Consider the following 21,430-nt stretch of genomic DNA (forward strand, 5'->3'; position numbering starts at 1 on the left):
AGGGTGCGCAGGTCGGTTCGGTGCTCGGCGAGGTGCTGGAGCTGCCGGTTTCGGTGGCGCCGCACGTCGAGGCCATGGCAGCCTCGGAGCTGCTGCTGCCGACCGGCGAACCGAAGGACGCGGACCGCAGTGGCGCACGGACCGGTGGCCCAGGTAGCAGTCTGTACTTCTACGTTCGCGAAACTGCCGGTATCGCAGTGACTTTGGACGGCCGGGTGCACACTCCCAGTAGCGGCCCCGGTTCGATCGCGCACTTGCCGACCGGCTCCGATGTCGAATGCACCTGCGGCCGACGCGGCTGCTTGGAGGTGACCGTCGGCGATCGCTCGCTGCACGCCAGAGCCGTTGGGCGCGGGATCATTCCGGCGCACAAGGGCACCGGCGGCACCACCATCGCCGACCTGTACCGCGCCGCCGAGTCGGGCGCGGCGGATGCGCGGGAACTGCTCGCCGAGCGCGCGACCATCCTCGGACACACCGTCGCGATGGTCCGCGACATGCTCAACCCGGACCGCGTTATCCTCGGCGGCCAGGCCTTCACCGGCTACCGCCCCGCCGTCGCCCACGTGGCCCGCGCCTTTGCTCAGTCGTCCCAACTCCCACCCACCGATATCCGCATCAGCGGATTCGGCGGCAAGGTCCAGGAATTCGCGGCCGTAGTCACCTCCCTCAGCGTCCTCTACGCCGACCCGCTCTCAGCGATCCGGCGTACCGCACTGAGCGACTGACAGTTCTGTAGCGGGTCTTCTCGCCTATTTCAAAAAGTAGGCGAGATGACTCGTCAGAAATTCGTGAAGGCCGCCCGCACCGGTGTTGTCGCCGTATCGGCCAGACCCATCAACTCGGTGAGTTGATCGCGTCCCGCCCTCCACTCGTCATCGGGCAATCGCGCATCACCCGCAGCATCGGTGCGGACCATGGGATACGACGCATCGAGTATCCGGATACCGTCTGCCCGATGAAATGGCTTGGCGTGCTGGATGTTCAGCGCCCGCCCGCGAACAGTCCTTCGAGTGCGGTGATGAAATAGGGGAAGTGGCCTGCAAAGCGCTGGAGGTTGCGGTCGCGTTCGAAGCTGCCGAACCAGTAGAGGCCGGGTTGGGAGTCGGCAGCCGGGTTCAGCTCGCGGAAGGCGCGGATCCAGTTGTCGGCGCGGCCGCCGATCACCATGAACGGCAATGCCCTGGAGAAGACCAATTCCTGGTCGGCGGGCGGAATCTGGTCGCGGCTGGTCGCATCGAGGCCGCGCTGCAGTGCGCGGATCTGGCCGACGAGTTCGCGGCCCTGGGCCGTGCGGACCGGTAGGAATCGCGGCAGCAGTGCGGTCGCGACGCCACCGAGCAGGATGGCAATGCCGACCAGTGCGCTGCCCGAGATGAGCGCCAGGGCAATGGTCGCCGCGATACCGCCGACGATCAGTGCCCCACCCAACAGGACCGGCAAACCGATGTGGGCCCGATCGATGAAGGCGCCGCGCTCGACCGCATCGGCGCGCATGGCGGCGCGCACCGGCTGGGCCTGCACGCGGCCGGGTGCGCGCAGTTCGCCGACGGTCACCGAATTGGTGCCCTCCGGCAGTAGCGCTCGGTAGACCGTCTTCTCGTAATCGCGCAATTGATCATCGGGTGCGTTCACCCGGTCGAGGCGCCAATCGTTGTCGCCGACAGGCGTGATCCAGAGGTACCTGCGCACCGCGAGGTCGATCACCGTCGCCGCGATATCGCTGGGATCGACATGTTCGTCGAGCAATACGCCCGCCTCGCCGGGCAGAATGCCGTCGGGAGAGGTGAACTGCACCTGATTGCCATTGCGCAGCAGCGGGTCGATCATCTCGGATCCCGCTGTGGCGGCGGCGTTTTCGCGCCGGGCCTTGAGCACGTAGGCCGCCAATCCGGCCAGCGCGAGCAGCAGTACCCCGAACGCGACCAGCACCGGAGTCGTGAAGGAGAACGCACCCGCTTCGCCGTTGTCGCGGACATCGGCGTTGGCGGACACCGTGCTGGGCGGTAGTTGCAGGGTCAGGTCGATATTGTCGCCCTTGTGCAGGTCGCTCTGCTGCCAGTAGAGCACCCCGTCCGCCTCGATCTGCAGATCGGAGCACTTCCGCAGATTGCCGGGCGGGCCGAGTTTGCAGTCCACCACGCCCATTTCGTAGCTCGGGCTGATCAGCGAGGCATCGATCGAGGCGACATCGGCATTGATCGTGCCGAGCCAGCGGAAGACCTGGCTGCCCGGCGCGTCACTGACGGTGTTGTGGATCGCGTAGGTGAAGGTCGATTCGCCGGGCTTGGCATCGATGGTGAACAGATCGTTCGCGACCGTCGCGGTGCCCGCGCCGCTGGTATCGACATCGGTGACCTTGAAGACGCGTTCCACGTCCTGGCCGACCTTGAGCCGCAGTGGCAGCGTCATCTTGAACTCGCCCGCTGCGGGCACGACCACTTTTTCGGTGACCTCGAGCACGCCGTCCCGGCTCAGCTTCAGATCGGCGACGATATTCACGCCATCGGTTGCGGGCTCCGTGTGGGCAACCGGTGCGGCCGCCAGCATTCCCGCAGTGGCGAGAAGTAGCGCGCTCGCGGCGCCCCCCCGAAAAGTCAGCATGGCTGCCTACTCTAGACAAGTTGCTATTCTGCGTCAGCAGCCCGGCGCGAGCGACGAGCCCGCAGGCGGCAGCGCACAAATAAATACAGTCGGCCGCAGGCCGCCCGTTGAGGGTGGCGGTGGGTGACGGGCGGGCCCACGAACGGACCTGGGCGCGCCGCAAGGCCAAGACTGTCGGCGATGATTGAGACGAGGGGGTACGGGGGAGTGACACAGCCGCCGTACGGTTATGGACCGGTTCCGCCTGGTGGGCAATCGGTTCCGCCGCGTCCAGGGCCGGGTTCGCCATATGGCCAGCCGGGCTATCGTCCTGCGCCCGCTCAGCCGGGTTACGGCCAGCAGCCCGGATATGGCCAGCAGCCAGGGTATTCGCCCCGGTACGGCCAGCAGCCGGGCTACGGTCCGCAGGGATATGGCCAGCAGACCGGTTATCCGGCAACCGGATACGGACAGCGCGCGCCGATGCCGCCCCCGACGCCCTACGGTCCGCCGGGACGTCCGCCGCAGCGGCGCAAGGGCGGTAGCGGCTGGGTGGCCCTGCTGCTGATCATCGTCTTCGTGGTGGCGGGCGGACTGGTGCGCATTGCGATCACGCACGACAAGGTCAGCAATACCGCATCGGGTCCCGGCCCGAGCATGACCTATACCCCGGACTCCAGCGGTGGCGTATCGGAGACCGGAACCAATCCACTGCTGACCGATCCGAACACCACCTTGATTCCGGCGAAGTGCTCCTATGCGCCGTGGGGTACGCAGGTGGATACCGCGCGAAAGTTCTTCGAAACGGCCGCGAGCTGCCTGGAGTCGGCCTGGAAACCCATACTGGCGCAAAAGAATCTGCCGTTCCAATCGCCGACGTTGAATGTCAGCGCGAATACCGACGGCATCACCACGCCGTGTACCGGCTCGACGAGTAATTTCGCCGCGTTCTACTGTCCGGCGAACAAGACCATCTACATGCCGATCAGCCAGTTGCAGACCGATCTGTTCAAGGACAACTGGATCGTCTACCTGTCGGTCTTCGCCCACGAATACGGCCATCACGTACAGGCGATGGCCGGAATCCTGCGCAAGGCCAATAGCGATCGGGTCGACGCGGGTGTGCGCAGCGAGAAGGGTTTGGAGCTGTCGCGCCGAATCGAATTGCAGGCCAACTGCTTCGACGGAATGTATCTCGGCTCCTCGGCCAATGGCGGTTCGCTGACCACATCGCAGATCACCCTCGCCCGACGCGATGCGCACGGCCGCGGCGATCAGCGCGGCGATATGCGTGATCACGGCACCGCGGCCAATGGTGGGGCGTGGTTCGAGATCGGCGTGGACAAAGACCTTGCGGCACAGTGCAATACGTTCACTGCGTCGACCGGTTCGGTGTCGTGAGTAGATGACGCAGCCGCCCTACGGCTATGGTCCGCCGCCCGGGCCTCAGCCGCCGCCCGGGCCTCAGCCGCCGCTCGGATCTCAGCAGCACGGATATCAACCCGCACCGGGTTATCAGCCGCCGCCCGGATATCAACCCGCCCCTGGGTACCAGCCACCGCCGGGTCCGCAGGCGGGATATGGCCCGCCACCGGGCTATCCGCCCGCCTACGGTGGACCGAATGCGGCGCCGTACGGTCCGCCGATGCCGTACCAGCGGCCCGGCTATCCGCCGCATCCGTACCCGCCGCGGCGGCGCAGTTGGGGTGCGGGGCTCAGCGCACTGCTCGGTGTGCTGACCGTCATCGTCGTGGTCGTCGGACTGTTCGTCTCATCGGCGATCGCGGCCGATAACGAGAAGAAGAGACACGGTCCGTCGGCCTACACCCCGCCGACGCCCAGCTACACCTACACGCCGCCGACATCGGCGACGACCTCATCACCCAGCCCGACATCGCGCACCGCGTCGTCGTCCACAACGGGGGCGGCAGCGCCGACCACAACGAAACCCGCTGGGCCGCAACCAGTTGCCAAGCTCGGCGAGAATCCGCTGTTCAGTGATGACAACAGCGGGCTGATCAACATCGACTGCGACTACCCGGCCTGGGCCGCGACGACCGCCGCGGCCACCCGGTTCTTCCAGGCCGCAGCCGACTGCCTGGACAAAAAGTGGCGACCTGCCTTGCAGAGCGCGAATCTGCCGTTCTCCAGTCCGGGTCTGAGCGTGCCCGCACGAGCGTCGGACGCGACTTCTCCGTGTACTTCGGCCAGTAGCAGCTTCGCGGCGTTCTATTGTTCGACGAACCACACGATCTACATGCCCTTGGACAAGATCCAGGTCGAGAAGTATGGCGACGACGTGGTGATCTACCTGGCAGTTTTCGCGCACGAATACGGCCATCACGTGCAGGCGCTCTCCGGAATATCGCAGCGGATGAACACCGAGCGCAATGACGCGGGCACCCGCAGTGCGCTCGGACTGGAGTTGTCGCGCCGCATGGAGCTCGAGGCGGACTGCTTTTCCGGAATGTACGTCGGCACATCGACGTACGACGGCGTCTTCACGGTGGCCCAGTTGACGCACGCCACACAGGACCAGGTCGGGCGCGGCGACCGGCAGGGTGACGCGCGCGATCACGGCACTGGGCAGAACCAGGCCAACTGGTTCACACAGGGGCACAAGTACGACAGGACGTTCCAGTGCAACACTTGGAAGGCTCCCTCGGACGAGGTTTCGTAGCAACCACTTTCGAGTGGAAGTCGAAATCCGAATGGAAAACGCCTGACTCTCGCCCTACCGAATCGGTGCGGTTCGTACCGATTCGGCGGTGACGTCAGCCAGGCGTCGTGGCGCAGTTGCCGCTTCGATCAGTGATCGCCGCCGTGCGGTTGACCGAAGTGCCCCTCGCCGAAACGGCGCGGCGAATGTCCGTGCACGCCTTCGGCATATGCGGTCTCAGCATGCAATGCGAAGTCGATGCCCGCGGTCTCGTCGTCTTTGCTGACCCGGAATCCGAGGAACCGGTCGATGCCCTTGCCGAGTACGAAGGTAACGGTGAACGCGTAGGCCGCGACCACGACCACGCCGACCAGCTGCTTGCCGAGCTGCGTGAATCCGCCACCGTAGAACAGCCCCTCGACGCCACCGGTCATCACCTGGTTGGCGAGCAGGCCGATCAGCAGCGTGCCGACAACGCCGCCGACGAAGTGCACGCCGACCACGTCGAGCGAATCGTCGTAGCCCGCCTTGAACTTCCAGCCCACCGCGAACGAACACACCACACCGGCCACCAGGCCGACGATGAATGCGCCGAGGGTATTCACCGAACCGCACGACGGTGTAATCGCAACCAGTCCGGCCACCACACCGGAGGCCGCACCGAAGGTGGTCGGCCGACCGTCGCGGATCTGCTCGACCGCGAGCCAGCCGAGCATGCCCAGACAGCCGGCCACCAAGGTGTTCAGGAATACCGCGGCCGCAATGCCATTCGCGGTCAGCGCGGATCCAGCATTGAATCCGAACCACCCGAACCACAGCAGACCGGCGCCGAGCAGCACGAACGGCAGGTTGTGCGGACGCATCGCATCGGTCTTGAAGCCGATGCGCGGGCCGAGCACGAGCGCAAGCGCCAGCGCGGACACGCCGGAGGCGATCTCGACGACCATGCCGCCCGAGTAGTCGAGCGCGCCGAAGGAGGCCAGCCAGCCGTCCGGACCCCACACCCAGTGCGCGATCGGCACGTAGACCACCAGCGCCCACAGCGGGACGAAGACCATCCAGCCGGAGAATTTCGCGCGGTCCGCGATAGCGCCGCTGACCAGTGCCGCGGTCAGGATCGCGAAGGTCAGCTGGAAGGTGGCGAACAGCAGTTCCGGAATCGTGCCGTGTACGGAATTCGGGTCGATGCCAGCCATACCGAAGTGGTCGAGGTTACCGATCAGGCCGCCGCCCGCATCCGCGCTGAACGCGAGGCTGTAACCGGCGAGCAACCAGACCACGGTCACCAGTGGAATCGCGATGAAGTTCATCATCAGCATGTTGAGCACGCCGGTCGAGCGCACCATTCCGCCGTAGAAAATCGCCAGAGCAGGCGTCATCAGCAGCACCATGGCCGTGCTGACGAGCAGCCAGGCGGTGGCCGCGGGATCGATGGTTGAGGACACGGGGTAACTCCTTCCACGCGTGTATGCGTTGCGAAGAAATTACCGAATGCGCACAGCCGCCCTGAGCACCGCTAGGGCTATCGGCCCAGACAGTTCAGCGCCGCGACTTCTTGGCCAATGCCCGCAGGCCCCGGCGACCGGGCACCGGAAGGTCCTCGCGCACCGCCACCCATTCGGCCGTGGTGAGCCACCGCTGCTGCATGCGCGCGTCGGCAGTGTCGTGGAACAGCCGGCGGCCGCGATCGTCGCGCAGTTCGCGTGCGAGGGTGGACCAGCGCGGCGGGCGTTCGTATTCGGCCAGGTAGTCGTTGAGGTAGCTCGCCACGATCGTGCCGATCGTATTGACCGGCCGCAGCGAGACCCGGTTGCCGTATTTGGCGGAGTAGAAGCGCCTCGCGGCACACAGGGACCCAGGGTTCGCATTGGAGGCGATCCACCCGGCCCGCTGCGCCCGCTCGACCAACCAGAGATGTTTGACCGCGGTCGGTGCGATATCGCCGATCCGGTCCCGGATGAGCGTCATCACCGGTTCGGACTGCAGCACGTCGCGGCGGGTGGGGCCGGTGCCGTGCGCGAGCCAATAGTCCTCGGCCAGGCGGGCCAGCACCCGGCCGAAGTCGTCGATGCTGCGCTGGGCCCGGCGACCGAGGCGTTCGATGCGCTCGGCCTCGCGGCGCATCTCGTTCTGGGCCGTGAGGGTCCGGATCGCCGCCATGGTCGGCACCTGGCCGCGCTCCAAGAGTTCGAGGATGGCCGCGGCGGTCGACGGATCGGCGGCGGCGGTCACCGGCAGCGAATCGCGCTTGATCGCGAAGTCCTGCGGGCTGATCGCCCGGCTGAGCAGGTCGACGGCGGCATGGTCGTCGGCGAAATCAGTGCTCGAAAGCCAGGCGGCGGCGATGTCGTCACACGACGTCACGGTGGAAGTTTCCTCCGGTGGATGCGGTGTGAATGCGGCGGAAAACGCCCTGAATCGGGGAAATCAGGTTGTGTCCCGGTCGGGATGAGGGACCGGCCGGGACCACCAACCTGATGAAGGTTTGGCTACCGAAGTTGCCGCTAACCACGGTAGCCAGGCAATTGCGTAGATGTCATCCCGGTTGACGGATTCGTTATCTCTGCAAATCGGCCTCGAACCAGGGCGTGAGTTCAATTAATCGGCGCGAATGGCACTGTGCGAGCGCCAAAATTGCCTGTTCGTCCGTTGTTGATCTTCGATAGCTCCGACGTTGCCGCCTTCGGCGCTGATCAGTGGGGGCTAACAAAGGTTTGGGAATCTTGTGATCTGCGTCACATATCTGACGCGAAACGCCCGGCGGCGCGCCGCGCCCGGCCTGTCGGTCGGCGGGAATGGGCATTGTCGGTGGGCGCCGGTAACCTCTGGCCGTGGCTCTGTACCGGAAGTACCGACCGGCAACGTTCGCTGAAGTGGTGGGTCAGGAGCACGTCACCGACCCGCTGAGTACCGCGCTCGACACCGGTCGCATCAGTCATGCCTACCTGTTCTCCGGCCCCCGGGGCTGTGGCAAGACCTCCTCGGCGCGCATCCTCGCGCGCTCGTTGAACTGTGTGCAGGGTCCGACCTCGACACCGTGCGGCGTCTGCCCGTCGTGTGTGGCCCTCGGTCCGGGTGGTCCGGGCAATCTCGATGTGATCGAGCTGGACGCCGCCAGTCACGGTGGCGTCGACGACACCCGCGAATTGCGTGATCGGGCCTTCTACGCGCCCGCGGAGTCGCGCTATCGGGTGTTCATCGTCGATGAGGCGCATATGGTCACCACCGCGGGCTTCAATGCGTTGCTCAAGATCGTCGAGGAGCCGCCGGCCCACCTGATCTTCATCTTCGCCACCACCGAGCCGGACAAGGTGCTGCCGACCATCCGCTCGCGCACGCACCACTACCCGTTCCGGCTGCTGCCGCCCGCGACCATGCGGGGACTCCTCGGGAAGATCTGCGAGCAGGAGCATGTGCGGGTCGAGGAAGCGGTGTATCCGCTGGTGATTCGCGCAGGTGGCGGGTCGCCGCGCGACAGCTTGAGCGTGCTCGACCAGTTGCTCGCGGGCGCGGGCCCCGAGGGTGTCACCTATGCGCGGGCCGTCTCACTGCTCGGCGTCACCGATATCGCGCTGATCGACGATGCGATCGACGCGCTCGCCGCCAGCGATGGTGCCGCGCTCTTCGACACCATCGATCGCGTCATGGAGGCGGGCCACGACCCACGCCGCTTCGCCGTCGACCTGCTGGAGCGCCTGCGCGACCTCATCCTGCTGCAGGCCGTCCCCGACGCCGCCGACCGCGGCCTGGTCTCCGGTCCCGGCGATGTCCTGGACCGGATGCGCGAACAGGCCGAACGCACCGGCCCGGCCACGTTGGCCAGGCACGCCGAACTCCTGCACGAGGGCCTCGGCGAAATGCGCGGTGCCACCGCCCCGCGCCTGCTGCTCGAAATCGTCTGCGCCCGCATGCTCCTGCCTTCGGTCTCCGACGCCGAATCGGCCACCTTGCAACGCCTGGAGCGCCTGGAGCGCGGCATTGCGACCGGCGCGATCGCGCCCAGCGCCATCCCCGCCCCAGCCGCCGACACATCGTCTGCCTCGCCCCAGGCCGCGCCTGAGTCGGCACCGCCGCGCGCGGCCAACGAGCCCCCACGCCGCCGCGGCGCGGAACTCCTCGCCGCCGCACGCCGCGAAAAGGATGCGACCCGCGCGGGCGCGAGCCCAGCGAGCGCCCCGCAGGCTGCTGCTCCGACGCAGGCTGCTGCTCCGACGCAGGCTGCTGCTCCGACGCAGGCTGCTGCTCCGACGCAGGCTGCTGCTCCGACGCAGGCTGCTGCTCCGGGGCCGAGTCTGCCCGCGGAGCGCGCCGCGGCCGCTCAATATTCGGCCGCCGGGCTCGGTGCCGCGTCGGATGAGGTCGTCGGTGCGGACGCTGCCGTCGTGGCGCAGCCTGTTGAGGAGGCTGCTGGGCAAGCTGTGGGCGACGAACAGAGCGCCGCTGCTGGACGGCAGTGGGACCGCGAGCAGGGGGACGCGGGACCGGAGTTCGCCTTTGTGCCGGTCGATACGGCTGGACCGGAGGTGGCCGCGCCGCCGTTGGCGGCCGAGTCCGGGGACCGCGTCGTCGCCGATCCGACCGGGGGCGAGTCTGCTGGTGCAGCGGGTTCGTCGGCCAGTGCCGGACTGCTGGAATCCGAAGGGGCACAGGCGGTCTCCGAGACAGCCGCAGCGACAGGGCGCGACTACGCAGGGGCCACCGGTGCTGGCGCGGCGTCATTGTCGGCTCAACGGTCCGACCAGGCTGACGCAGATCGGGTGGCGTCCGCGGCCGGGGCATCGGCGCAAGCGAGCGCGCCGACGACCGGTGCGGGCGCGGGTGGTGCTGCCGTGCCGCAAGGTGCTGCCCCGCAGGGTGTCGCGCCGCAGGGTGTCGCGCCGCAGGGTGTCGCGCCGCAGCATGGAGGCGCTGCGGACCAGGGTGGTGCTGCGGACCAGGGTGGTGCTGCGGACCAGGGTGGTGCTGCGGACCAGGGTGGTGCTGCGGACCAGGGTGGCACGAATACTGCTGGGGAGCAGCAGGGGGACGCGGATCTGTTGCGGGCGGTGGAGGGGGCCTGGGCGGATATTCGGGCGAAGGTTCGGGAGTTCGGGCCTACCGTGCAGGCGTTGTTGTCGGGGGCCTCGGTGGCGCGGATCGAGGGGGATGTGATCGTTTTCGCGCATCAGCACGCGCCATTGGCGCAGCGGCTGTCGGATCCGCGGAATGTGGAGGCGGTGCGGTCGGCGGTGCGGGCCGTGCTCGGCAGTGATCATCCGGTGCGCTGGGAGGCCGGTGGCGCCGCGCCGCGGCCCGCCGCCACACCGCAGAAGACAGGCCGGGGGCGTGGCCAGACCGGGCAGCCGGCCGGGAGTGCGCCGGGACGTGAATCCGGCAACGCGGCCGCCCGCGGTTCGGATGCGCCCGCGCCGCCGCGATTCTCGCGACCGAGTCAGGCCAGGGCCGCCGATACCGCGACCGGCGGTGCACAGCGACCCGCACCGGGCGGCGAAGCCCGGCAGTTCCGCGGCGACGACGATATTCCGCCGCCCGACTATCCCGATCTACCGGATGACCCGGGTCCGATGGACTACCCGCCGATCGACGGTGTCCCACCGCCCTCCACCCCGGAGGAGGAGCAGGAGATGCTGGCCGAATCGCAGACCCCGGTGGCGCCGGGGGATCGGCGCGACCCGGATGAGGTCGCCCTGGAGTTGCTCAAAAGTGAGCTGGGTGCCACACGGCTGGATGGTTGACAACCCTCGTTCACACGACGTTAAGTTAACCGGAGTTCGCACACGACGGTAGTATGAACGGGTGGCCGCGAACTGCGGTATCGCGAAGTTCTATCGTATGCCCAGGGCTACTGGGCGGTAGGACTCGCGATTACCGCTGCTTGTCGGCTTTTGTACAGCGTTAGGACGACCGGGTTCCTACTCGGTCGGCGAGGTCCCCCGCGGCCACGCCGCAAACGTGGTGTCGCTGCACAACGCGCTCGAACGGATGACGTTCGAACGCTGCATAGAGCGTGGATGGACGGATGTTCGCCCTCGCCGCACCCTAAGGAAGGAAACACTCCGATATGACCACAGAGGCCTACATTTACGAGGCCATCCGCACTCCACGTGGCCGCGGCAAGAAGACCGGTTCGCTGCACTCGGTGAAGCCGATTGATCTGACGGTTGGTCTGATCCAGGAGCTGCGCGTTCGCTTCCCCAACCTCGACGAGGACCGGATCTCCGACATCGTCCTCGGCGTCGTGACCCCGGTCGGCGACCAGGGCATGGATATCGCCCGCACCGCGGTCACCGTGGCCGGTCTGCCGGATACCGTCGGCGGCTTCCAGATCAACCGCTTCTGCGCCTCCGGCCTCGAGGCCGTGAACCTGGCCGCGCAGAAGGTCCGCTCGGGCTTCGACGACCTGGTCATCGCCGGTGGCGTCGAGTCCATGTCCCGGGTGCCGATGGGCTCCGACGGTGGCGCCTGGGCGCTGGACCCGGCCACCAACTATGACACCTACTTTGTGCCGCAGGGTGTTTCGGCCGACCTCATCGCCACCATCGAGGGCTTCAGCCGCGATGACGTCGACGCCTACGCGGTGCGTTCGCAGGACCTCGCCGACAAGGCGTGGACCGGTGGCTACTTCACCAAGTCCGTGGTTCCGGTCAAGGACCAGAACGGCATCATCGTGCTCGACAACGACGAGCACCGCCGCGCCGGCACCACCGCCGAGGACCTGGCCAAGCTGAACCCGTCGTTCGCAGTGGTCGGTGAGATGGGCGGCTTCGACGCGGTCGCGCTGCAGAAGTACTACTTCGTCGAGAAGATCAACCACGTCCACCACGGCGGCAACAGCTCGGGCATCGTCGACGGTGCCGCGCTGGTGCTGGTCGGTTCGGAAGAGGCGGGCAAGGCCTCGGGCCTGACCCCGCGTGCCCGCATCGTCGCCACCGCCACCAGCGGCGCCGACTCCACCATCATGCTCACCGGCCCGACCCCGGCCGCGCACAAGGCGCTGGCCAAGGCCGGTCTGTCGGTCGATGACATCGACCTGTTCGAGATCAACGAGGCCTTCGCCTCGGTGGTGCTGAAGTTCCAGAAGGATCTGCAGATCCCGGACGAGAAGCTGAACGTCAACGGCGGCGCCATCGCGATGGGCCACCCGCTCGGGGCCACCGGCGCGATGATCACCGGCACCATGGTCGACGAGCTGGAGCGCCGCAACGGCCGCTACGCGCTGATCACCCTCTGCATCGGCGGCGGCATGGGCGTTGCCACCATCATCGAGCGCGTCTAACCCCAACCGACAGCTGAGAATTCAAGGAGACACAGAGCTGTGAGCGAGACCAACATGATCGGTTGGGAGCAGGATTCGGACGGCATCGTCGTTTTGACGATGGACGACCCGAACCAGGGCGCCAACACGATGAACGAGCTGTACAAGAAGTCCATGACCGCGACCGTGGACCGGCTCGAGGCCGAGAAGGACAACATCACCGGTGTGGTGCTGACCTCGGCCAAGAAGACCTTCTTCGCGGGTGGCGACCTGAAGAACATGATGAAGGTCGGCCCGGAAGACGGCCAGGCCCTCATGGAGGAGCTGGGCACCATCAAGTCGGCGCTGCGTCGGCTGGAGACCCTCGGCAAGCCGGTCGTTTCCGCGATCAACGGCGCGGCCCTCGGCGGCGGCCTGGAGATCACCCTGGCCACCCACTACCGCATCGCGGCCGACGTGCCGGGCGTGCAGCTCGGTCTGCCCGAGGTGAGCCTGGGCCTGCTGCCCGCCGGTGGCGGTGTCACCCGCACCGTGCGCATGCTCGGTCTGCAGGGCGCGCTCATGCAGGTTCTGCTGCAGGGCAACAAGTACCGCCCGGGCAAGGCCAAGGAGATCGGCCTGATCAACGAGGTCGTCGGCTCGATCGAGGAGCTGGTGCCCGCCGCCAAGGCGTGGATCAAGGCCAACCCCGAGGGCGGCGTGCAGCCGTGGGACAAGAAGGGCTTCAAGATCCCGGGCGGCACGCCGTCTACGCCCGCATTTGCAGCCAACCTCCCGGCCTTCCCGGCCAACCTGCGCAAGCAGCTCAAGGGCACCAACATGCCCGCACCGCGCGCCATCATGGCGGCCGCGGTCGAGGGTGCGCAGGTCGATATCGACAACGCGTCGCTGATCGAATCGCGCTACTTCGTCTCGCTGCTGACCGGCCCGGTCGCGAAGAACATGATCCAGGCGTTCTTCTTCGACCTGCAGTCGATCAACAACGGTGGTTCGCGGCCCAAGGATGTCCCGAAGAAGGAGATCCGCAAGGTCGGCGTGCTCGGCGCGGGCATGATGGGCGCGGGTATCGCCTACGTCTCGGCCAAGGCGGGCTACGAGGTCGTGCTCAAGGATGTCACCATCGAGGCGGCCGAGCGCGGCAAGAACTACTCCGAGAAGATCGAGGCCAAGGCGCTGTCCCGCGGTAAGACCACCGAGGAGAAGTCCAAGGCGCTGCTGGACCGGATCAAGCCGACCGCGGATGCGGCCGACTTCGCCGGTGTCGACTTCGTCATCGAGGCCGTCTTCGAGAACACCGAGCTCAAGCACAAGGTGTTCCAGGAGATCGAGGACATCGTCACCCCGGACGCGCTGCTCGGCTCGAACACCTCCACCCTGCCGATCACCGGTCTCGCGACCGGCGTGAAGCGCCAGGAGGACTTCATCGGCATCCACTTCTTCTCGCCGGTCGACAAGATGCCGCTGGTGGAGATCATCAAGGGTGAGAAGACCTCGGACGAGGCGCTGGCCCGGGTGTTCGACTACACCCTCGCGATCAAGAAGACCCCGATCGTGGTCAACGACAGCCGCGGCTTCTTCACCTCGCGCGTGATCGGCACCTTCGTCAACGAGGCGATCGCCATGCTGACCGAGGGCATCGAGCCGGCGACCATCGAGCAGGCCGGTCTGCAGGCGGGCTACCCGGCCGCGCCGCTGCAGCTCTCGGATGAGCTGAACCTCAAGCTCATGCAGAAGATCGCCAAGGAGACCCTCGAGGCCGCCGGGCACGGCGACGCCACCCTGGGCAAGAAGCGTCACCCGGCCCAGGACGTCATCGACTACCTGGTCGAGCAGGGTCGTCCGGGCCGCCTCGAGAAGGCAGGCTTCTACGACTACGACGAAGACGGCAAGCGCCTCGGCATCTTCCAGGGCCTGCGCGAGCACTTCAAGACCACCGCCGGTTTCGGTGTGCCGCTGCAGGATCTGATCGACCGCATGCTGTTCATCGAGGCGATCGAGACCCAGAAGTGCTTCGACGAGGGTGTGCTGATCACCACCGCCGACGCCAATATCGGCTCGATCTTCGGCATCGGCTTCCCGGCCTGGACCGGTGGTGTGCACCAGTTCATCGTCGGTTACCCGGGTGGCCAGGCGGCCTTCGTCGAGCGCGCCGACTACCTCGCCAAGACCTACGGCGAGCGCTTCGAGGTTCCGGCCTCGCTGCGCAAGTAGTCTCGCGATAATTCGCAAGGTGCCGTAGCGACTGCTTGCAGGTCGCTCGAAAAGGTCAGCCCGCCACCGCTTTTCGCGGTGGCGGGCTTTCGCCGTTTCGGGCGGCGATTTCGGGTGCCGTTAACCCGCGTGATCGACCCGGCCGATACCGTTGCCGATTGTGGTCAGACGTAGCTGGTCCCTGCTCATAGCGATTGTCGCGGTCGCGGGTATCCTCGCCCCGGTCGCCACTGCCGCGCCCCAGCCGGTCGCGGGCGATGCCGCCCCGGTGCGACTACTCGGCGAGCAGATCATTCCGTTCGGCACCGACTTTCAAGGCACCACCGTCGGTGGTCTGTCCGGTATCGACTTCCAGCCGAGCACCGGCGAATACGTGCTGATCAGCGACGACAGGTCGGAGCGGGATCCGGCGCGGTTCTACACCGCGCGATTCGGTGTGGACGACCGCGGCGTTGGTCCGGTGACGTTCACCGGTACCCGCCCGCTGCGCACCTCGGACGGCTCCCTGTATGCGCCGAAGTCCTTGGATCCCGAGGAGATTCGCATCGATCCATGGACCGGTGACTACTACTGGACGCAGGAAGGTGAGCGCACCGATACCGTGCTGGCCGACCCGTCGGTGCGAATCACCCACCCGGACGGCACTTTCGTCGCCGAACTCCCGATCCCGGACAACGAGCGGATGCGCCCGAGCACCGGCCCGCGCCAGAATCTCGCCCTGGAAGGTGCGACCTTCGCGGCGGGCGGCACGCTGTTCGTAACGTCCGTGGAGGCCCCGCTGCTGCAGGACGGTCCCGTCGCCACGGTGCGAGCCGGTGCCACCTCGCGAATTACGGTTCAGGCCCGCTTCGGTCCGCTGCTGGCTCAGTACGCCTATCCGATGGAGCCGGTCTTCGCGCAGTCGCGGCCCGATCCGGGTCAGGGCATGAACGGCATTGCCTCGATCCTGGCCGCCGACCCGCTCGATCCCACGAAATACCTTGTCCTGGAACGCTCTTTCGTGGTCGGCGTCGGCAATAAGATCCGCATCTACGAGGCCGATACCAATGGCGCGACCAATATCCGCGATGCGCCGCTCGACAATGCCCGTCCGGTCGCCAAGCGCCTGCTGGTCGACCTCGCCGATCTCGGCCTGGATCCGATCGACAATATCGAGGGCATGACCTGGGGGCCGCGCCTGCGGTCGGGTGAGCGAACCTTGATCCTGGTCAGCGATAACAACTTCGCGGACCAGCAGGTCACTCAGATCGTGGCGCTGGCCCTCCGGTAGGAGATACGGCCCGCTATCGCACTGCGGTGGCGCTCAGCTGGAACGCAGATCCTCGGTGGCCTGGTAGTACGCGTCGGTGGCGCGGGTGAAGTAGTCGAACAGCACCTCGCGCTGTTCGGCGGAATAGCCGCCGATGATTTCGCCGATGCGGCGGCGCGCGGGGGCCAGGATCTCGTCGAGATCGGCTGGCTTGTCGATCAATTCGACAATGACCTTGCGACGGTCGCCGGGGACGGGGACCCGGCGCACATAGCCCGCGTCCTCCAGGCGATCGATGAGACGGGTGGTCGGGCCGGTGGTCAATCCGCTGCGGGCGCCGAGTTCGCCGGGGGTCATGGCGCCGTTGAGTTCCAGGATGTTGAGCGCGTAGAGGTCCGTCGCGCCCAGGTCGACGGCTCGGGCGCCCGCCTGTCCGTGCAGCATGACCGCGCTCAGATAGCGGCGGTAGACCTCGCTCGCGTCGGGGCGCATCGGCGGTGTTGACACGGATACCTCCATCCTCTAATCTCTTCTTCAACGAAGAGACTTCTTTAACGAAGAAAGCTCTTATAAGAAGAAATCTAACACGGAGAACCATCATGCGCGGCACCGACACCAATGCGGACACCCAGGCCATCCAGGACGTGCTCACGGAATTGATCGAGGCGTGGGGGTGCGGTGACGCCGACGCCTACGGCGCGGTCTTCACCGAAGACGCCACCTACACAAGCTTTCTCGGCACGCTCTACCGCGGTCGCGCCGATATCGCCGCCTCGCACCGTGCCCTGTTCGGCAGCGTTCTGAAGGGCACCCGGCTGGCCGACGACATCGTCGACATCCGCTTCTACGGACCGGACACCGCCGTGGTCAACAGCCACGGCGACACCTACAAGGGCAAGCCCAAGCGCACCGATCAGCTCACCAAGACCCAGACCTACACCCTGGTCCGCCGCGAGGGCCGCTGGCTGATCGCCGCCTTCCAGAACACCAAGCGCAACAAGCTCATGGAGCGGATCACCTACCTGTCCACCCCCGCCGCCCGCCCGTCCGCTGAATGCTGAACTCCCCCTGCCATTTTCGCCAGAAGGACCTGCCATTAACGCCCCAGAGCGCAAGCCGCGCAACCGCCGCCGCATCGTTTCCCGCATCCTCGCCGCCTCCGCCATCACCCTCGGCGTCGCCGCGGGCGGTGGTTACCTCTGGCTGGACCAGACCTCCGATGTGCACAACCTCGGCACCACCGCCTGCACCACCGTCCCGACGGCAGCGCCGCAGTCGGCCAAGGAAATCTGCGATCTGCTCGACGAACTCACCAGCGCCTGGGGCCGCGGCGATGCCGATGCCTACGGTGCCCTGTTCACCGAGGACGCCACCTACACCAGCTTCGTCGGCACCTACTACCAGGGCCGCACCGACATCATCGAGGGGCACCGCGCCCTGTTCGCGGGATTCAAGAAGGGCACCAAGCTCACCGACTCGATCCTCGGCATCCGCTTCTACGGCACCGATACCGCCGTCGTCACCAGTCGCGGCGATACCTACCAAGACGATCCGACGCAGCCAGCGGATATGTCGAAAACGCAGACCTACACCATCGTCCGCCAAGACGGTCGCTGGTTGATCGCCGCCTTCCAGAACACCCAGCGCAAGAACGTCATGGAGCGGATCTCATTTCTTTACGATCCGGCGACGCGGCCCGCCGCCGAGCGCTGAGCGGCCGCGTGGTCGGAACCAGGCTGTTTCGAAAGCCACGCACTCCGGTTGATACCGCGCTACGTTGGAGTGTGCGCAGGCATATCGGGCATCGCGGGATCGTTTCGCGATGTCCGATGTCGGTGTGTTTGTTGATCGCCGGTGACGCCGATTCGATATGAGTTCGAGGTGGTCACGTGAATCCACAGATGCGTTCGGGCAAGGCAAGCCCCGAATCGACTCCGGCCGAATCGGACACTCAGCGACAGACGCCCATCGAGATGGTCGACGAGCTGGAGGCGATGGGCCTGTCGAGTGCCGTCGAGATCGGCCGGGGCGGGTTCGGGGTGGTGTACCGCTGTGTCCAGTACGCACTGAACCGGGTGGTCGCGGTGAAGGTGCTGTCCGAGGAGATCGACGCCGAGAGCCGCGAACGATTCCTGCGCGAAGAACAGGCGATGGGACGGGTGTCCGGGCATCCGAATATCGTCGACATTCTCCAGGTCGATGTCACGCCGACCGGTCAGCCGTTCATTGTCATGCCCTACTGCACCCGCGGATCGCTGGAACAGCTCATTCGCGAACAGGGGCCGCTCACCTGGGCGGATTCCCTGCGTGCCGGGGTGAAGCTGGCCGGTGCCATCGAGAGCGCACATCGTGCCGGGATCCTGCACCGCGACGTCAAACCGGCGAATGTGCTGCTCAGCGCCTACGGTGAACCACAGCTGACCGATTTCGGCATTGCCAGGATCCCGGGTGGTTTCCGCACCTCGAGCCGGTTGATCACCGGCTCACCCGCCTTCACCGCCCCCGAGGTGCTCAAGGGTGCTGAGCCGACGGTCCGTTCCGATGTGTACGGGCTCGGGTCGACGCTGTTCGCATTGCTGACCGGCCATGCCGCCTTCGAGCGGCAGTCGGGGGAGAAGGTGATCGCGCAATTCCTGCGGATCACCACCCAGCCGGTGCCGGATCTGCACGGTCACGACATCCCCGACGATGTCGCTGACGCCATCCAGTACGCGATGAATACCGACGCGAGTGAGCGGCCCGCCTCGGCATTCGAATTCGGTGAGCAGCTGCGCGCGGTGCAGAGTGCGCACGGCCAGATGCCCGATGAGATGGCGCTATTGGATACCACGGTGGTTCTGGGTGAGCCGGATCATGCGGACGTGGCCGAATCCACCTCGACGCGACCCGCGGTCACCGCACGCCGCAGTTGGCCATTGACATTGCGTCCCGCGGTATCTCGGCATCCGGACAATTCGAGCTCGGCCGTGCCGACACTGCCGCCGACGGCGACGACGAAATTCCGCCCGCCGACCCCGGCCCGCGACCCGGTGCCACGCCCGCGCCTGCTGGATACGCTGCGCGCCGGTGGCCGTCGCAGGCTCGCGGTGATCCACGCACCGGCCGGATTCGGCAAGAGCACATTGGCCGCGCAATGGCGCACCGAACTCTCCGATGGCGGGGTCGCGGTGGCCTGGCTCGGCGTGGATCAGGACGACGATAACGAGATCTGGTTTCTGGCCCACCTCATCCAGGCGATCCGCCGGGTCCGCCCGGATATCGGCGAGGGTTTGAACCAGGTGCTCGAGGAACGGCCCGCCGATGCGGTCGCCTTCGTCATCTCCACCCTGATCGATGAGATCCATGCCAGCGGCTCCACCGTTGTGGTGATCGTGGACGACTGGCATCGGGTCGGCGATGTCGGCGTGCATCGGGCGATGGATACCTTGCTGGACAATGGGTGTCACCATCTGCGCTTCGTGGTGACCAGCCGCGAGCAGTCCGGCCTGCCGACCAGCCGGATGCGGGTGCACGACGAACTGGTCGAAATCGGCTCATCGGCGCTGCGCCTGACCACGGCGGAGACCGAGGATATTCTGGTGCGGCGCAATGGTTTCGCACTCACCGACAACCAGGTGGAGCAGATCCACGCGGCCACCGACGGCTGGCCCGCCGCCATCCAGCTGGTGAGTCTGTCATTGCGCGGCAATATCGATCCGGATCGGTTGATCGCCAATCTCGCCGAGGGCAGTCACGGCATTCGCGAGTATTTGGCCGAGAATGTGCTGAACACCCTCGAACCCAGGATGCTCGACTTCCTGACCTCGATCTCGATCACCGAGCGCGTCAGCGGTTCGCTGGCCTCGGCGCTCTCGGAGGATCCGGACGGTGAACAGCTGCTGGAGCAGGCCGAACAGCGAGAGTTGTTCGTGCGGCGCATTGCCCACGATCCCGAGTGGTTCCGGATGCAGCCGCTGTTCGCCGAACATCTGCGGGCGCGGTTGGAGCGTTCCGATCCGGCCGAGCTGCGGGCATTGCACCGCAAGGCATCCCGCTGGTACGCCGAACACCAGCTATTGCGCAAGTCGGTCGATCACGCGCTGGCGGCGACGGATCTGAAGATGGCCCTCGACCTGCTCGAGAGCGGCGGCATGGACCTCATCGACAAGTCCCGGCTTGCGACGCTGCTGGGCACCGTATCGAAACTGCCGGTGCAGCAGGTGGCTTCGCGATCCAAACTGCTGATGGCGGTGGCCAGGGCGAATGTGAATCTGCAGCAGTCCAGTGCGGCCCGGACCGCTTTGGGCCGATTGTCCAATGTGCTGGCGCGCGGATCTGCCACAGATGACGATGTGGTCCGGCAGCGCTGTGAGGCGGCGGTGCTCGCGGCCTCGGATCAGATCGCCCGCGATCACACCGAGGGTGTGCTGGACCGGGTGGCCGACTGCCTGGAAAAGCCGGACGAACTACCCGCGTGGACCGTATCGACCGCGGCGAATCTGATCTCGTTCGTGCGACTGTGCGAATTCGATTTCGACGGCGCCCGCGAAATCCAGGAGTGGGCCGCCCCGTATCACGCCCGATCCAAGGATCCGCTCGGCGCGGTATTCGGCCTGTGCGGACAGGGTGCCGCGGCCTATGAACAACTCGATATCGCCACCGCCACAGGCTGTTTCCAACAGGCATGGGAGACCGCGCGGGAGCGGTCGGGGCCGCGCTCACATGCGGTGCGGGTGGCCGCCGCGCTGGTCGGTGAGATGAATTACCGCCGAGGCGAACTCGATATCGCCGATCGGCTGCTCGACGACAGCCACGAATTGGTCACCCGGGTCGGTCCGGTCGACTTCCTGATCTCCACCTTCGTGATCGGCGCCCGGGTCAAGGCCGCGCTCGGCGATCTCTACACGGCCACCGCGCGTCTCGACGAGGGCGATCGAATCGCCACCGATAACCGGCTGATTCGGCTCGCCGCGCATATTCGCGCCGAGCGGCTGCGCCTCGGCCTGCTGACCGATACCGCGGCCCGGCGGGCCGCGGACGCCGCGTCCGGATACGAATCGGATATCTCCGGAACCATTCACCAGGCACATCGGATGACGGGTGCGGCGGCGCTGGCGGCGGAGGCGGAGGAGATCGCCGCCATCCGGGCGCTGCTGGCCGAACGTCAGCCGCGTTCGGATGATCGTGCGGTGCGCCGGGCCCGCGCACTGCACGGCCGGATGGTCGAACAGCAGCGTCCCCGTGCGGAATTGGATACCGCACTGCTGTTGGCCGAATGTCTGGCCGCCTCCGGCTGGGTCGGCGAGGCCACCGGACTGCTGCTGCCCGCCGCGGCCACCTGTGCCGAACACGGCTGGACCATGCCGCTTTTGGATGCGGGCCCCGGTGTGCTGTCCATCCTGGGGGTGCTGCGTACCGAAATGCGTGGCACACCGGGACAAACCGGAGATACCGCACTGCCCGCCCTATTCCTGGATGAACTCCTCGGCTAGGA

The 21,430-nt window shown here is 66.6% G+C and carries 15 protein-coding genes; 10 read left to right on the forward strand and 5 right to left on the reverse strand.

All coding sequences use genetic code 11. From position 1 onward, the window contains the following. Nucleotides 1–728: ROK family protein (locus ABZW16_RS10805; RefSeq protein WP_354954510.1), on the forward strand; the 728-nt coding region annotated here is incomplete at its 5' end. A 53-nt stretch (nt 729–781) separates the two neighbouring features. Here ABZW16_RS10805 and ABZW16_RS10810 read toward each other — a convergent pair. Both ABZW16_RS10810 and ABZW16_RS10815 read right to left on the reverse strand, forming a co-directional pair. Further along, nucleotides 782–919: a hypothetical protein gene (locus ABZW16_RS10810; RefSeq protein WP_354954512.1), complete on the reverse strand. Its 138-nt coding sequence runs from the start codon at nt 917–919 to the stop codon at nt 782–784. A 65-nt stretch (nt 920–984) separates the two neighbouring features. Beyond that, on the reverse strand, nt 985–2,604 hold the full coding sequence (locus tag ABZW16_RS10815; protein ID WP_354954514.1) for a DUF2207 domain-containing protein: 1,620 nt from the start codon (nt 2,602–2,604) through the stop codon (nt 985–987). A gap of 180 nt (nt 2,605–2,784) precedes the next feature. Between ABZW16_RS10815 and ABZW16_RS10820 the strand changes: the two genes are divergently transcribed. Next, nucleotides 2,785–3,984 (forward strand): neutral zinc metallopeptidase, encoded by a 1,200-nt coding sequence (locus tag ABZW16_RS10820; RefSeq protein WP_354954516.1) that lies wholly within the window; start codon nt 2,785–2,787, stop codon nt 3,982–3,984. Between the two features lie 4 nt (nt 3,985–3,988). Further along, nucleotides 3,989–5,263, forward strand: a complete 1,275-nt coding sequence (locus ABZW16_RS10825) for a neutral zinc metallopeptidase (protein ID WP_354954518.1) — start codon at nt 3,989–3,991, stop codon at nt 5,261–5,263. Between the two features lie 128 nt (nt 5,264–5,391). Here ABZW16_RS10825 and ABZW16_RS10830 read toward each other — a convergent pair whose 3' ends face one another. Both ABZW16_RS10830 and ABZW16_RS10835 read right to left on the reverse strand, forming a co-directional pair. Beyond that, the gene (locus ABZW16_RS10830; RefSeq protein ID WP_354954520.1) at nt 5,392–6,687 is read right to left on the reverse strand and encodes an ammonium transporter; all 1,296 of its coding nucleotides are present in this window, start codon (nt 6,685–6,687) and stop codon (nt 5,392–5,394) included. A gap of 94 nt (nt 6,688–6,781) precedes the next feature. Continuing rightward, nucleotides 6,782–7,606: a hypothetical protein gene (locus ABZW16_RS10835; RefSeq protein WP_354954522.1), complete on the reverse strand. Its 825-nt coding sequence runs from the start codon at nt 7,604–7,606 to the stop codon at nt 6,782–6,784. Nucleotides 7,607–8,073: 467 nt separating this feature from the next. Here ABZW16_RS10835 and ABZW16_RS10840 point away from each other — a divergent pair, with 467 nt between their 5' ends. The 4 genes from ABZW16_RS10840 to ABZW16_RS10855 all read left to right on the forward strand — a co-directional run bounded on the left by ABZW16_RS10840 (nt 8,074) and on the right by ABZW16_RS10855 (nt 15,978). Next, a complete protein-coding gene (locus ABZW16_RS10840) occupies nt 8,074–10,977 on the forward strand; it encodes a DNA polymerase III subunit gamma and tau (protein ID WP_354954523.1) in 2,904 nt (967 codons plus the stop codon). A 326-nt stretch (nt 10,978–11,303) separates the two neighbouring features. Then, nucleotides 11,304–12,518, forward strand: a complete 1,215-nt coding sequence (locus tag ABZW16_RS10845) for an acetyl-CoA C-acetyltransferase (RefSeq protein ID WP_354954525.1) — start codon at nt 11,304–11,306, stop codon at nt 12,516–12,518. A 39-nt stretch (nt 12,519–12,557) separates the two neighbouring features. After that, nucleotides 12,558–14,708, forward strand: a complete 2,151-nt coding sequence (locus tag ABZW16_RS10850) for a 3-hydroxyacyl-CoA dehydrogenase NAD-binding domain-containing protein (protein WP_354954527.1) — start codon at nt 12,558–12,560, stop codon at nt 14,706–14,708. 160 nt (nt 14,709–14,868) lie between these two features. Beyond that, nucleotides 14,869–15,978, forward strand: coding sequence for an esterase-like activity of phytase family protein (locus ABZW16_RS10855; RefSeq protein ID WP_354954529.1), 1,110 nt, complete (start codon nt 14,869–14,871; stop codon nt 15,976–15,978). Between the two features lie 33 nt (nt 15,979–16,011). Here the strand turns inward: ABZW16_RS10855 and ABZW16_RS10860 are convergent, their stop codons facing one another. After that, nucleotides 16,012–16,464, reverse strand: a complete 453-nt coding sequence (locus tag ABZW16_RS10860; RefSeq protein ID WP_354954531.1) for a MarR family transcriptional regulator — start codon at nt 16,462–16,464, stop codon at nt 16,012–16,014. Nucleotides 16,465–16,556: 92 nt separating this feature from the next. Between ABZW16_RS10860 and ABZW16_RS10865 the strand changes: the two genes are divergently transcribed. From ABZW16_RS10865 to ABZW16_RS10875, 3 genes are all read left to right on the forward strand, one after another. After that, entirely contained in the window at nt 16,557–17,018 is a 462-nt protein-coding gene (locus ABZW16_RS10865; RefSeq protein WP_354954533.1) for an SgcJ/EcaC family oxidoreductase, read from the forward strand. 160 nt (nt 17,019–17,178) lie between these two features. Beyond that, the gene (locus tag ABZW16_RS10870) at nt 17,179–17,670 is read left to right on the forward strand and encodes an SgcJ/EcaC family oxidoreductase (protein ID WP_354954535.1); all 492 of its coding nucleotides are present in this window, start codon (nt 17,179–17,181) and stop codon (nt 17,668–17,670) included. Nucleotides 17,671–17,846: 176 nt separating this feature from the next. Continuing rightward, entirely contained in the window at nt 17,847–21,428 is a 3,582-nt protein-coding gene (locus ABZW16_RS10875; protein ID WP_354954537.1) for a protein kinase, read from the forward strand. Nucleotides 21,429–21,430 lie beyond the last annotated feature (2 nt).

It is taken from the genome of Nocardia sp. NPDC004604, assembly GCF_040609795.1.
Classification (GTDB): domain Bacteria; phylum Actinomycetota; class Actinomycetes; order Mycobacteriales; family Mycobacteriaceae; genus Nocardia.

Coding starts and splice junctions, on each gene's coding strand:
- ABZW16_RS10810 (WP_354954512.1), bottom strand. CDS start 919: ATGGTCCGCACCGATGCTGCGGGTGATGCGCGATTGCCCGATGACGAG.
- ABZW16_RS10825 (WP_354954518.1), top strand. CDS start 3,989: ATGACGCAGCCGCCCTACGGCTATGGTCCGCCGCCCGGGCCTCAGCCG.
- ABZW16_RS10865 (WP_354954533.1), top strand. CDS start 16,557: ATGCGCGGCACCGACACCAATGCGGACACCCAGGCCATCCAGGACGTG.
- ABZW16_RS10815 (WP_354954514.1), bottom strand. CDS start 2,604: ATGCTGACTTTTCGGGGGGGCGCCGCGAGCGCGCTACTTCTCGCCACT.
- ABZW16_RS10820 (WP_354954516.1), top strand. CDS start 2,785: ATGATTGAGACGAGGGGGTACGGGGGAGTGACACAGCCGCCGTACGGT.
- ABZW16_RS10845 (WP_354954525.1), top strand. CDS start 11,304: ATGACCACAGAGGCCTACATTTACGAGGCCATCCGCACTCCACGTGGC.